At 42.7% G+C, this 14,516-nt stretch carries 9 protein-coding genes; 5 read left to right on the forward strand and 4 right to left on the reverse strand.

From position 1 onward, the window contains the following. Window positions 1–9: 9 nt before the first annotated feature. Window positions 10–690 (reverse strand): response regulator transcription factor, encoded by a 681-nt coding sequence (locus tag DN068_RS16025; protein ID WP_110999953.1) that lies wholly within the window; start codon window positions 688–690, stop codon window positions 10–12. 285 nt (window positions 691–975) lie between these two features. Here DN068_RS16025 and DN068_RS16030 point away from each other — a divergent pair, with 285 nt between their 5' ends. Next, a complete protein-coding gene (locus DN068_RS16030) occupies window positions 976–1,722 on the forward strand; it encodes a hypothetical protein (RefSeq protein WP_123985380.1) in 747 nt (248 codons plus the stop codon). A 371-nt stretch (window positions 1,723–2,093) separates the two neighbouring features. Beyond that, entirely contained in the window at window positions 2,094–3,767 is a 1,674-nt protein-coding gene (locus DN068_RS16040; RefSeq protein ID WP_110999956.1) for a T9SS type A sorting domain-containing protein, read from the forward strand. A 78-nt stretch (window positions 3,768–3,845) separates the two neighbouring features. Here DN068_RS16040 and DN068_RS16045 read toward each other — a convergent pair whose 3' ends face one another. The 3 genes from DN068_RS16045 to DN068_RS16055 form a co-directional block, all read right to left on the reverse strand. Then, window positions 3,846–4,247, reverse strand: coding sequence for a hypothetical protein (locus DN068_RS16045; protein ID WP_110999957.1), 402 nt, complete (start codon window positions 4,245–4,247; stop codon window positions 3,846–3,848). Window positions 4,248–4,320: 73 nt separating this feature from the next. Next, window positions 4,321–6,720, reverse strand: a complete 2,400-nt coding sequence (locus DN068_RS16050) for a T9SS type B sorting domain-containing protein (protein ID WP_110999958.1) — start codon at window positions 6,718–6,720, stop codon at window positions 4,321–4,323. A gap of 69 nt (window positions 6,721–6,789) precedes the next feature. Then, window positions 6,790–9,825 (reverse strand): DUF7948 domain-containing protein, encoded by a 3,036-nt coding sequence (locus tag DN068_RS16055; protein WP_110999959.1) that lies wholly within the window; start codon window positions 9,823–9,825, stop codon window positions 6,790–6,792. A 519-nt stretch (window positions 9,826–10,344) separates the two neighbouring features. Here DN068_RS16055 and DN068_RS16060 point away from each other — a divergent pair. The 3 genes from DN068_RS16060 (at window position 10,345) to DN068_RS16070 (ending at window position 14,438) form a co-directional block, all read left to right on the forward strand. Continuing rightward, a complete protein-coding gene (locus DN068_RS16060; protein ID WP_110999960.1) occupies window positions 10,345–10,743 on the forward strand; it encodes a helix-turn-helix domain-containing protein in 399 nt (132 codons plus the stop codon). Between the two features lie 181 nt (window positions 10,744–10,924). Further along, window positions 10,925–11,896 carry an AAA family ATPase gene (locus DN068_RS16065; RefSeq protein ID WP_110999961.1) on the forward strand — a complete coding sequence of 324 codons (972 nt, stop codon included), beginning with the start codon at window positions 10,925–10,927 and terminating at the stop codon, window positions 11,894–11,896. A gap of 4 nt (window positions 11,897–11,900) precedes the next feature. Beyond that, window positions 11,901–14,438 (forward strand): S8 family peptidase, encoded by a 2,538-nt coding sequence (locus DN068_RS16070; RefSeq protein WP_110999962.1) that lies wholly within the window; start codon window positions 11,901–11,903, stop codon window positions 14,436–14,438. Window positions 14,439–14,516 lie beyond the last annotated feature (78 nt).

Genomic DNA, 14,516 nt, shown 5'->3' on the forward strand with positions numbered 1-14,516 from the left:
AAAAAAATCTTACTGTGGCTTGATACCTGGTTCTATGGTTACGTATCCGTACTTGACGGCATACATGGCCAGTCCGACCTTTGTTTTAACGCCCAGCTTATGAAATAATTTATTGCGGTAGCCTTCTATACTTTTCTGTGAGGTTTGCATGTGTTGTGCTATTTCCGCATAGGTCATATCCTCAATGCACCATTTTAGTAATTGCATTTCCTTTTCCGTTAGTTTCGGAATCGTTATCTCATTATCCCTTACCGCCGCAATCAGCTTGGGCGTAAAGTTTTCACTGTTATAAATGCCATTTTGCATGACCTCTACAATAGCCTTCTTAATTTCTTTGGGATGGCAGTCCTTAGACAAATAACCATTAGCACCTGAACGGATCATTTTAATGATGTATTCTTCCCGCAGGAATCCTGATAGCACCAGTATCTTAATGTCCGGCCATTTATGCCTTAACCTTGAAACAGTTTCAAAGCCATTCATTTTTGGCATCATGATATCCATCAGGCACACCTGGGGCTTGATCTCGCTACGCTCTATTTTCTGCAATAAATCTTTTCCATTCGCCGCTTTGATAATCACCTTGATCCCGCCCTGCATTTCAAGGAAAAGGGGTATAGTTTCTCTTACGGTCATGTGGTCTTCTGCAAAGGCTACATAGATTGGTTCACTGGTTTTGGTTTTGTCCATAATATACGCTCAATCACGGGTGACAGGTTGGTGATTAAGCCGCAAATGTATTGTGATTGTTTGGAAAAAATCGAGGGATAAATCCCTTGTTTATTAACGAATTATCTTTTATGAACCACCATATTCTACGGCGTTTTCAATGACATTTATCTATGGAAAAGCGGCTAAATGAAGGTTGGGGGCGGGTTTGCAAAATCGGGGGATTTATCCCCTAAGAATATTAAAATATTCAGCGAACATTTGCAGCCCTTAAATAACCTGATTTATATCAATAACCGCTTTTCTATGACGGACTTTATAACCTTTAAAGGGCTGAAACATTATCCTGTTGGCAACGCACATTTACAACCTGGTACAGACGGGTTGACCATATCAAATCTATCAACCCCTTTAGACGGCATCACCATTGAAACAAAAAGGGCTACCTTTTTCGACCTCCAGTTTAACCCTGTCTTCATTGAAAATGATACCGACTTCGGTGTGACATTTAACCTGACCGATAATAGTAACAGCTTCCGTGCAATGGCGCAGTGGGCAATAGCACAGCACCTGGAAACATCAGTTGCCTATCTGTTTCTAAACAGCAAGCTGGAAGGGGAGCAGATTATGGTCACAGGATTCAATGCAGGAAACAATATCTTTCAACGGGTATTTGAACAGACAGGTATTCCAGGTTATAACTGGATGATCGTTGGTGTTTTTGATCTGGCTTATAATAAAGCGGAACTGACAGGAATAGATTGCAGGATGGCAATGATAAGGGACAAAGCAGGAAAGGTGATTGAGGTCACGATCGTAAAATCATTTCGTTGCAAGGGAATTATGACACCCACATCCGGCAAGTCCTTACTGCGCTACTCAAATAAAATACGTCAGACGCAATCTTTTGCAATAGACAGCTTGCAAATCGCTTCATCGCTGTATTATCCCGGTGGCCTTCCTGAAGAGAAGGAAGGTTATATTTCCCAGGCTGTGATTACCGGCCAGGGAATGCCTGCACTTGTGCTGACCGAAGAGTATTCCGGCAGGTAAATAGCATTATTTCTTTTAAGCCTTAAATCTCACGAAACCCTTTATAGCAAAGGGATATTTCCCTCAAAATCGGGGGATATATCTTCCATAGAATCTAAATTTTGTACATCACCTTTGTTGTTGATAAGTTGTTTATGTGTTTGCATGATTGTACAAAAAAGTTCATCGGCTAAAATGCTGAAAGATGGGAAACCCAGCTATTTCATATTGCTTCTACAAAGCAAAAAAAAGAAGTCCCTGTTGCTTGCGACAAACAGGGACTTTGGAAATGGTGCTGGACAGCATTCATCCTCCTTAGCTCGCAAGGCAATGAACTCCAATTGACAGGGTGCTATCCGCACCAATTCACAAACAAATTTAATTCATCTAAAATGAAAAAAATATATGGGCTAATGATAGCCTCACTCATAGGAACCGCACCAGCAATGGCGCAACATGAAGTGGAATGTGATTTCACATCCATTACTTCAAATATTACGACCAACACAACCCTTTCAGCGAGTACCCTGTACCGGATCGACGGTTGCATCCATGTAACTTCCGGCACTACATTGACAATACCGGCAGGAACAGTAGTTATGTTTAAAAAGGCAGTCAATGCCGGGCTGACTATTGACAAGGGAGCCTATCTGCTCGTGCAGGGTACGTCTGGCAGTCCGGTAGTATTTACATCTGACCAGCAACCGAGTTACCGAAACCCCGGCGACTTCTCCGGTTTGCTTATCAATGGCCAGGCCACCAATAATTTCAGCAGCAATGCGATGACTACTGAAAACCGTACCTGTAATGTAGATGCCGGCGGCACCAACGATAATGACAGCTCCGGTGTGGTAAAGTTCCTGCGTATCGAATATGCGGAACACGGCCTTTCGCTGGCATCCGTAGGTAGTAAAACAGTGATCGAAAACATCATGGTTTCTTATCCTGAAAAGAGCGCCTATGAATTTTGGGGTGGTACAGCCAGGGCAAAAAGACTTATTGCCCTGAATGCAATTGAAAATGACTTCGTATTCATCTATGGTAACAGAAGTAAGGTGCAGCAAGCACTTGGCCTTCGTCTGAATGCAGGGTCAAACTATGGTACTGCTCCAAACTCTAATGGCATCCTGATCTCCAATAATGATAATGCAGGAAGCAGCTATGCCGGTACACCACAGACGCGCCCTGTATTGGATAGGTTTTCATTACTTGGCCCTGCTTATTGCGGAGGAACGGGTTTAAGCAGCAACTTTAAGAATGCTGTATTGGCTTACCACAATGCGCAATTGGGCATGTACCATAGTGTCCTTTCAAGCTGGCCTACAGGCTTCAGGATGGAAGATGCTTCAACGCTTACCAATGCGACTGCATCTCCTCAACTGCTCAAGTTTGAAGCGAACAGCTTTGACAATAATACCACAGATTACAGCCACAACGGAAGTTGGGTAACAGGTGGTTGCGCTTCCAATATCCTGAACTGGATGACAAATGTAGGCGGTTGTTCTCAACGCTATAATGAATTTTCACCTGGAAGTCTTGGTTATGACGGGTCTATCTGTGATGACTATTGCGCCAGCAACATTCCTTCGTTTTTAGTGTCTGGTTCTGATCTTGGCAGTACACAATACGCTAATATCAGTGAACTCAACGGTGATGCGTTCTTTGTTACTTCCAGCTACAGGGGCGCATTTGACGCTACTACGGACTGGACATCTGATTGGACTGCTTTCTGCCCACAAAGCACAAATTATTGTCCATCTGAACGTCGCATAGGTGGCACCACCGGTATCAACAGCATGGGGCTGGCTCAGGACAATGGCCTTGTATTAGCTCCAAACCCTGTAACCGGAATTACTTATGCTGAATTTAGTACAGAGCAGGCCGGAAATGTTACTGTGAACATTGTGAATAGTGTAGGACAGGTAGTGCGTACCATCAGTAAAGAAGCTGGTAAAGGCAAACAACGCCTTGCTGTAAGCACTGAAGGATTAAGCAGTGGTGTGTATATCATCAATGTTGCACTTTCTAATGGCAATGCTGTTCACGCCCGTGTTGTCGTGAAATAATCACTAACCAGTTCTAATCATTCTAAATGCAAAAGCCCCGTTCTTAGACGGGGCTTTTGTGCTATTTGTAATACTCGTTTATGCTGCTGATTTTTCAGTAACTGCGGTACGGAGCCAAAGTGTGTACCACCAGTTTTTAAGTTTATCTCTTGTTTTTTGAAGGCGGTTTGATCCTATGATATTTTGTTGCGCATACACCCGAATGCAAGGGCTTGCTACCGGTATATAAGGCAACACCTCATAAGGCTTGTCATAAGTAAGATCGCGAGGATAGGTCAGTATAAAACTGATGGTCGCGTTGCAGTTTACCTTTCGTAAGGCAAAAATGAGCTGATGAGCATACTGCAAAGTTTCCTCATCGCAGGCATGCGGTAAGGCGATGGCTACCTGCAACGTATCACCCGTGTCGTATCTTCCGGGTATCTCTTCAATAGCTTTGCGGATAGCCTTTAGCTCCCTTTTGGTTATTTTCCGTTTCATTTAGGTCGTGATGCAAGAAAGATAATTATTATATACGCATTTTGCATGGATAAGGTTTTGATTTTACAATTACTTAACGCATTAAGATCACATCACCCTTCAAAGCAATAGTGCCACCTTCCTTCGTTTCAATATTTATATGATAGTAGTAGGTGCCTAAATCCTGCAACTGCCCGTTAAAAGTGCCATCCCATCCTTCCAATGCACCTTTTCCTACAGCGGTATATACCTTTTGGCCGTAGCGGTTGTAAATCTCGAAATACCGGACAAAAATGTAGCCCGTACTTACAGGACGAAAACGGTCATTCAACCCATCGCCATTAGGAGTAAATCCATTGGGCATAAATACCATAGGATTTACAGCTACTTCTACAGATGCCTTAGCTTTACAACCGTATGCGGAAACGCCAGTAACGATAAAGGTGCGGGAAGTATCCATTGCCACTGTTTGACTAATGGCTACCTGATCGGGGAACAGAAAAGATGGTTCCCATGCCGTTACTGTGTAGGGTTCACTTCCTGCCGATTGCAGGCGCACGATTTCCCCTTTATTGGCAAGTTCTTTATCTGCGGTAAGATTCAGTTCAAGCCCCTTTACTTCAATCTCTTTAGTAGCCGAATCCGAACAACCTTCGATATTGGTTACTACCAATGAGGCAGTGAAATTGCCCACTTGCCCATAACTGTAGGACGGGCTATGCTGGCTGGAAAAATTGCCATCGCCAAAATGCCATTTCCAAACGGGCGCCGTGCTGGTATTACCAAATGTTAGCGGGGAGCCTTTACAGGCGATGCCATCTGCTGTAAAGGATGCCATTGGTACGGGTAAGGCGAGAATCCTTACCAGCAAAGTCGTGTCACAACCTGAAAGCGTAATTATTTGCACACTATATGCGCCTGTATCTATATTTTTCAGGGTGTCGCCATGCTTGCTCCAGCGTTGTTGCAGCGCATTACCGCTGCCATCTTTCCATGTGTATTGAAAGCTGGTAGTATCACCTGATTGCGGATTTATCCATGCTTTCCCCTGTTTTGCATCAGGGCAACTATAACCGGCTGCACTGATAACCGGCAAATGAGTGAAACGTACACGAATGCTGTCTGTCTGGTATTTGCAATCCGTGTTGATATAGCGTACCACATAAACTCCTGCGCTGGTTACGATCCGTTGCCTGCTGCTGCTGCCATTGTCCCACAGATAACGCTTGCCGGTGTCTGCTGTCAGTACCGCCGTGTCCTTAAAACATACAGTTACCGTCTTATTCATCTTTACGCTGTCCGGCGGGGTAATAATGGCAATGTCGTTAGGCATACCCCGGTAGGTACTGCCTCCTGTAAATAATAGCACATTGCCCACAGCGTTACAACCTAAACCAGCCGAATTTGGATTGTCAATATAGTTCATTGCTGAAAGCCCATTTCCAAAGTAAATTTTACCGTTAACAGCCCTTTTTAAATCGCCCAAATTATCCAGCGAATAGACAAAGCTGGAGAATACTACTGTATTGGACGCTATGATTGCTGCGGGTGGGGAAAGGGTAAGGTTAAACTGGCGCACCTTACCGGAATAGAAGGTATTCAGGTACGAAAAGGATGATGTGGTAGCATACAGTTTAGAATTGTCCGGCGAAAAGCAAGCCCCATAATAATAGCCTAATGTGCTGCTGCTATCCAATACAAGCGCATTGGACAAGTGACCTGTTTGCGGGTTAAAATCATATAACTCCAGCCCACCTTTTGTGTTCCATGCTTCATTGCAGGCCGCTGCCATTTTTAGGCCGTCCGGCGAAAACTTGATAACCCCATAACGGTACCATCCCACCGGAAGACCGCCCACATTAGAAATGACAGGTGCGTTAACAATGCCGGTATCATTGATTTCATAAGCACGGTATTGATTGGTCGCTTTTGCCCTTGCCATCACCCATATATTGTTACAGCCCTTTACAACGGTGAGTTTCTCCGTAAGCCCTGCATCCATGAAAATGCTTTTCTTGCCGGATACAATGCCGCCTTTGCCGCCGTTCAGGCTCATGTCAACTACTGAGTAGTACAACTGACCGCCGCTGGCCAAACTGAATATGTAGTACTTGTTTGGATTGTTAGGCATTCCTGCAATCGCTGTTGGTTGTGTTGCATAAGTTCCGCTCCAGGGCATTAAAGGGGGATAGCCAACAGTTGGAGATATGGCGCTGGTATAACCACCTACTCCGCCCGTGAGTTCCGGCATGATTTCATGATCGCGGTTCCATGCCCAAAATCCATTGGTGTAAAACAACATTTGCCCGGCGGCATTGCAGATAGAAGCAGAACCCTCGTAGCCAGGAAAGAGGTTGTTAGGATAAGTTGTTGGGGTGGCAGTATTAAAGTTAATGCCGACATTGCCAAATGTCCATAGGTTTTGTTCCCCTTGCGCATTTGCCTTGCTGCAAGTGTACACGCAAAGCAGTAAAATGAAAATGATCTTGTTCATAACAGTAGCTTTTAAAATGGAATAAAAAAGCCGGAAGAATGGACATTCCTCCGGCACAGGTGTTAGCCCCTACCTGTTCGTATGTTTTACTATTTTCTCAGTACCTAATAACCGGCCTTCGCTATCTGTTATGCGCAGTAAATATACGCCTGCGGCATAATTGCTCATGTTGATAGATTGTACCTTTTCATATTGTCCGATCACGCGGCCATCCATTGTGCTGATGGCTGCACTTATGGTTTTGTTAGATCGGAAGTAAAGTATGTCGGTTACAGGGTTGGGATAGATACTTACGGCTGAATGATCGCCATTTGTTTCGTCAATGCCTACCGTTCCCGCATCGAATGCTACGGACGTTCCTTCACAACCATTAGCATCAGTTACCGTTACTGAATATAAACCGGACATAAGGGTAATCGTATAGCTGCTGCTTATCGCTCCCGTGATCGCTGTACCATTATGTTTCCACTGATAGCTACTGAAAGTTCCGGTGCTGAGTACGACACCGGTCGCCGTAATTACAGGCACAGGCAGGGGATGTACAACCACTGTATCAACAAGTGAAGTGTCTGTACAGCCGTGAGTATTTGTTACAATGGCCGCGTAAAATCCTGCATTATGTGTCGTGTAATTCTGTGCAGTTGCACCGGTGATCGTTGTTGTGCCGTTCAGCCATTGATAGGTGATGCCTGCTGTGGCGACAAGTGTTACACTATCCCCGTTACATATTCCTACAGTACCGGAAGGGGTAAGCGCCGGATACGAACTTATGATAACTGCTTTCTTAGTCTGTACACTGGTGCCGCATAGAAAATTGGCCATTATCCTGATCGTATCGCTGTTGCTACCTGTTGTAAGGCTGATCGTATTGGTCGTACTGGTTCCTGCCCATCCTGACGGCAATATCCATGTATATGAAGTGGCTCCGGCTACCGGCGTTGCAGTGTAAGTATAGGGTGCATTATGGCATACGGTATCGCTTCCGATAATGCTTGAAGGCGCACTAAGGTTGCAATCGTTTATCATGGCCATATAACCATCATAGTACCCACCGCCTTTAGTGGTTTGGTGTGCGCTGGAAGTGGCAAGGTTGGTTAGGCTTCCTGCCATCCCACCAATAAATACATTGGAAAAAGAATTACAGAAGATTCCATAACCAAGTTCACTATCCTCACCGCCAAAATAAGTACCCCATATTCTTGCTCCCGTAGTGTCAAATTTCACTACGAAAGCATCCTGAAAATCTAAGGTGTCTTTAATGGCACCTGCCGTTGCAATGCCGGTGGTGCTGTTGGTAAAACCAGTAATATAGATGTGGCCAAGAACATCTGCACTGATCCCTAATCCCCAATCATCACCAGTACTACCATAGTATGTTGCCCATTGGCGGGTACCGGAACTATTGAATTTAACGAGATAAGCATCTGCGACACTTGTACCACCGCCAAAGGTAGGCTGATAACTTCCTGTAGTCGCTATGCCAGAAGTGCTAAGGGTATAGCCTACTATATATGCGTTCCCATTGGGATCGCAGGTCACACCCTGACACATATCCGTGCCGGAGCCACCATAGAACGTCCCCCATTGACGAACACCGGAGCTGTCAAATTTTACTAAGAATCCATCTTCATTGCCACCGTTTGTGGACTGATAGCCTCCGGTGGAAGCTAAACCGGTTGTGCTAAGGGAATAACCTGCAAGAAAGACATTTTTTGCAGTATCACATTTGAGTGACATACCCTGATCTGTGCCGCTACCGCCATAATAGGTTCCCCATTGACGGACACCCGCACTGTTAAACTTCACAAGAAAGGCATCATTGCCACCACCGCCGGTAGTTTGGTAGGCACCAGTTGTTGCTATTCCTGATGCGCTGTTATTGGTGAATCCACCTAAATAAACATTACCACTTTTGTCGCAGCTTACAGCATTGCCTTGTTCTGAAGATGAACCGCCATAATAGGTTGCCCACTGTCTTACACCACTCGTATCAAACTTCACTAAAAACGCATCGTTGCCGCCTGCTTTTGCTGCCTGATGGCTTCCTGTCGTTGATAATCCATTGCTGTTTGTGAATCCTGAAAGATAAACGTTACCGGATGGATCGGTGGCGGTTGACCATCCCTGATCGGCACTGGTGCCACCATAATAGGTTGCCCATTTCCGCACACCTGCGTTGTTGAATTTTACAAGGAAAGCATCTGTACCGCCGGTAAGGGTGTCTTTATAACTGCCCGTTGTGGCAATATTGGTTGTACTGTTGGTATAACCACACAGATAGCCATTGCCAAATACATCACCAGTTACGCAGCCGCTTTTTGTGGTTTCTTCTATTGCCCCACCGAAGTAAGTAGCCCAGCTTAGTGTCGGGTCAATGGTTAATGTTCCGGAATAAGGTGCCGTACTAAAGCTGAGGACATCGTTCTGCAGAACGAATGAAGAAGCTACAGATGTACCATCAGCCTGAAAGCTGACAGGCTTATTTTCAGTTACTTTACCCATCGGGGTAACAGCCGTGAGTAGCCCCTTTTTATCAATAGACAGACTGGTTGCACCACCGTATTGCAGCCTGATATCGGAAACCTTGCCACCAGGGCGCACTACAAAGTCATATTCTATTGAATTACCCCGTACATACAATACCCAATCAATGTTCGGATAGATTTCCTTGTAAGTAACCTTTTGATAGGCATGAGCCGTTGCGCCTTGCAGCCCTAAATGTGGCAGGTAATATTGCTCAAAGAACGGCTGCTGCTGTTCTGCTACTACTTGTGCCTGCGGATCTGCACCGATCAAGGTTACGTCCATACGGTACATTGCGATGCGCTGTACGTTCTCATCGCCAAGTTGAGTTGAGGTTGGGGCTGTCCATTGGTAATGAAGCTGCCCGCTGCCTGCAAATAAACTCAGCCCACTTCCACCTACACGGAAGTTGATCTCTGAACGGTGCTTGCCGTTTTGGTCAGTTACTTGTCCTTTGTTCTCTACGAAGTAAAGGTTCTGTTGCGAAATTGGTTTGGAATTGTACGCCTGGGCGTGGGAGGGTTCAGTGACAGCACATAGGCAGCCGAACAAAACTGGAAAGAGTAAATGCTTCGCATTCATACCGAAATCATATTAAAGGGTTAACAAATACATTCTTGTGGAATGCGACCCCTTGATATGTCGGTGTGCTTTGAATACAATAAGCGGATAAGAACTAATCTGTTAAAAACAAAAAAAGAACGTGGGTGCCCTACCTATTATCCAACTCAGAGGCCGGGCAGGCCAGAAGATAGAACAATAAGAGAGCAGCCCACGCCTTTGACGTGAGCTATTCTACTTATCATCTCTACTTCTTGTGAAATTTGCCCTTTTCTGAGTTGAGAATCAAAGCGAATGCTTCAATATTTTTGAAGTCGCAAAATTACTTTATTTTTCCATGACATAAAACAGCTACCTCGAATTTATCGCTTAACCTGTTGTATATCATGATCTATTTTATCATATCTTTGTCATGAGGCGATTGTTTTAACGATAATCCCCAAAAACAAAAGTAGGATTCATATAGAAAATTAATACCTACTTCTAATATCTTTTAACCAGATTTACAGATACTTTTTCGCTACAAAATCAAGCTAAAATATGGGTGCTATTCACAATAAAATAAAGAAACTGAGAATACAATCTGGGTTGACGCAGCAAGAAATGGCTGATAAACTCAACATGCATCTGAAAACCTGGCAGAAAGTAGAAAACGGATTTACGAAATTGGATATAGACCGCCTAAAAGAAATTGCGGAAATATTTGATGTAAATATTGAGGAATTAATAAACACAGATGAAGGCGTTTTCATTAATGAAGTTTCTGGAAATGGAATTGGATATAGTAATGAGGAAGTGCAAATAACTCATAACTATTGTTCGGAAAATGAAAAAGCACTTTACGAAAGAATCATTGCAGATAAAGACAAACAAATTGCTGATAAGGACAAGCAAATTGTTCTACTTCAAAATTTATTAGAAAAGGGGAAAAGTGAATAATTGTGAAATATTTTCTTCTGCTAACAGGCTCATGAAAGTGAGTTTGTTGTAAAAAATGAACTCCATAGCTTGAATTACTTCAGGGGGCTACTGGAAGCAAAATAACCACAAATGTAAAGCATTAGATACAGGAAGATTGTTTTAGTATTTTTGCATTAATCTTCTTATTATACAATACAAAATGGCTGCGGCAGACCAAATAAAAAACCTGATTAAATCTTTTGGTGAAAGCGATGAAGTGCGCTTTTTCAGTACTGCTATGCAAATAGCCGCTACAGAAGCGCGTCAAGGGCATGCAACCTTTGCACAAGAACTGAAAGCTCTTATTGAGAAGGCGAAAAAGGAACGATCCTCTTCGATCATTGAAACGAAATCAATTTCTCTTTCTTTACCTAAAAGAGAATTACACGAACTGATAGAAGTATTTGTACCGAGAATTAAATTGAATGATCTCGTTCTGGATGAAAGTATAAAGACTCCATTATTAAAGTTAATTGAAGAACAGCAACGGTGGGAGGAATTAAAGAAACATAATCTGGAACCTACCCGAAAACTATTGCTAACAGGAGAGCCCGGCACAGGCAAAACAATGACAGCACAGGCCATTGCGGGTGAGCTTGATATTGCCGTGTATATAATACGATTAGATGGACTTATGTCTAAGTATCTTGGTGAGTCTATCAGCAAGCTACGCCTGATCTTTGATACAATGCAAAGCCATAGAGCAGTGTATCTATTTGATGAATTTGATTCTATTGGCTCACACCGCAATCAGGGGCAGGATATTGGGGAAATAAAACGTGTTTTGAATAGCTTTTTGATAAATATTGAAAAGGATAAAAGTAATAGTATAATTATTGCAGCAACTAACTTACCAGACAGTTTAGACATTGCTTTATTTAGAAGATTTGACGAAATTATCAGCTATCCGTTGCCGGACAAGAAGCAGATAAAAGAGGTAATACAAAAATGCACCAAACCATATTCTTTTGCTACAAAGCCTAATTACGAAAGTTTAGCAGCACAGGCAATTGGTATGAATTACTCTGATATAACCAGGGCATGTAATGAGGTAATAAAAAATATGATATTGAGCCATACAGAAAAGCTGGATACAGATTTACTCAAAACTGTTTTGAAGAAACGAAAATAAACTAATGGCAAATGACCCAAAGCCACACATAAAACTCAAAGATGGCTATCACCAAAACTTACCATATCAATATCCTCGTGCCGGTGGTGGTTCCGTGTTTTCTGTCATAGAACGCAACCGTGCTATACATGGCAGATCGTTGATGAATCAACTTACTGTCATTCGTCAACAATTTCAAATTGACCAAGAGACAGAAATTCCGGAAAATATAATAAAGGATGATGTAATTTATGTGGAATTTACATCTGAATGGGGCTATGAATTGAAATTTGAAAGTTTGGATAAAGACACTGTTAGGAATACCAACTACCAGCTACTCAACATTAGGTCAGAAGAAAGGGAAAACAACGGAGAAATCGAATATAGATACAATGCTACTTTGTTACTAAAAGAGGGCGGAGTTAGCTCATTTATTGACAAAGTGAATCAGTACCTTACTGAAACAGTTATTAAAACAAACAGGGAAACGGGTGAAAGGACTGATACAGGAACTCCCAAAAATTATCCATTACTTAATAATATTCAGACAATTCAATTAGCCACCTTAAAGGCTTTTTGGACGGATTCGCCCGAAATACCTTTCCCTGAAACTGATGAAAGTATCTGGTGGGAAGTTTGGTTCAGAAAGACAGCTAATGATGATGAACGAATGGCCCACGTTTTTCAGAACTTACAACAGTCAGGTTGTAATATAGGTGCTTCCGAATTAGAGTTGGCAGAACACAGAGTAAGACTTATAAAAGGAACTGTACCGCAATTAGCCCATTCACTATTACTGTTGGATAATCTGTCCGAATTGAGGAAGCCGCAGGAGATTGCAGATTTCATCCTCCATAAAGAGGTCGGATATGCAGATGTACGTGAATATCTTGCAGACCTGGAAGCGAGGACAGATAATCGTCTTAATGAACAGAGTACATTGGTTTGTATCATCGATAGTGGTGTGAATAATCAGCACCCTCTTATTACTCCATTTATGCCAGATGCACACCGCTATACACTAAACCCCGCATGGGGACATCAGGATAGCGTTGACAATGGCGGACATGGTACAGGCGTTGCCAGTCTTGCACTTTACGGAGATTTGATAGAAGTACTGGCTTCGCCGGACAGAGTACAGATATTCCACGCTCTTGAATCTTATAAAATATTCAATCCATACGATCAAAACGACCCTTCACTTTACGGCGCTCTCACTGAGGAGGCAGTTAATGCTCCGATAGTTGATCGTCCAGAGGCAAAGAGGGTTTATTGTATGACGATAACAGATAAAACCTTTGCTTTCCAGGGCAGACCGTCTGCCTGGTCTTCGGCATTGGATAAAATTGCGTTCGGCACTGCATTTGAGCCTAAATACCAACAAGTTTTTATAGTTAGCGGCGGTAACGTATCTATAACCCAACATGCCGAATACCCTGCAAAAAACCATTTGGAATCTATTCATGATCCGGGGCAGGCTTATAATGCAATTACAGTAGGTACATATACACGTAAAGACAGGATTGATATTGCAACAGGGTTAAGGCCATTAGCTACTAATGGGAGTATGGCACCAAGTAATAGCACATCGCTACTTTGGCAGCAACAATGGCCAAACAAACCAGATATTGTGCTGGAAGGTGGAAATGCCTCTACAAATGGAACGGACGTTTCAGATCACCATTCACTAAAAATACTCGCTGCTGATGCAGAATTTCCGAATTATGTTTTTTTGCCTTTTGGTGATACCAGTGCAGCAGCAGGATTGGCAGCAAAAATGGCAGCAGAGTTAAGAACGGAATATCCGGACTTTTGGCCGGAAACTATACGAGGATTGATGATTCATTCTGCCGATTGGACTGGTCAAATGCTAAGTGGTAGATCAATAAATACGTTGAATGAACAGGATAAAAAGAATCTTCTCCGGACTTTCGGATATGGCGTTCCTAATATTGAAAGGGCAAGACATAGTGCGAACAATAGCCTTACTTTAATTGCCGAAAGAGAAATTCAACCATATAAAAGGGAGAACTCTAAAGGGCAGTATAATGAATATCATTTATTTGAACTGCCCTGGCCTGCGGATGTTCTTGAAGGTTTGCAAGCTATAGATGCTACGATAACTATAACGCTCTCATACTATATTGAACCTAATCCTGGAGCTAAAAGATATTCTAATAATTATCAGTATCACTCACATTCCTTAGACTTTGCTGTTATCAAGCCTAATGAAAGGTTAGAGGTATTTAAACGGAGAATTTCAGCAAATTCAGTATTACCTGAAGATGAAATCAACAACTCTGGAGAACCTTGGTTTATTGGCCGTAGCGGCTCGAAAGGTTCTATAAGAAAAGATTTCAGCACAATGTCGGCCATTGAAATGTCGCAAAGAAATATAGTAGCAGTTTTTCCTAAAAATGGTTGGTATAAAACGAGAAAAAAGCTCAATAAGTTTGACGAAATAGTGCGGTACAGTTTAATTGTAACTATTAAGACAGAAGGGGCGGATATTTACACACCGGTGTTCAATTATATTGAGAATGCAAATATTATAGATGTTTAATTGATTGTTGTTCGTTCATAAGCTCTTAAAAACAACTCACATTATAAACTACCAATTTTAGTTTACAGTTTAATCCTT

Origin of the sequence: Taibaiella soli (assembly GCF_003236175.1) — a bacterium.
In the GTDB taxonomy this organism is placed as follows: Bacteria; Bacteroidota; Bacteroidia; order Chitinophagales; family Chitinophagaceae; genus QKTW01.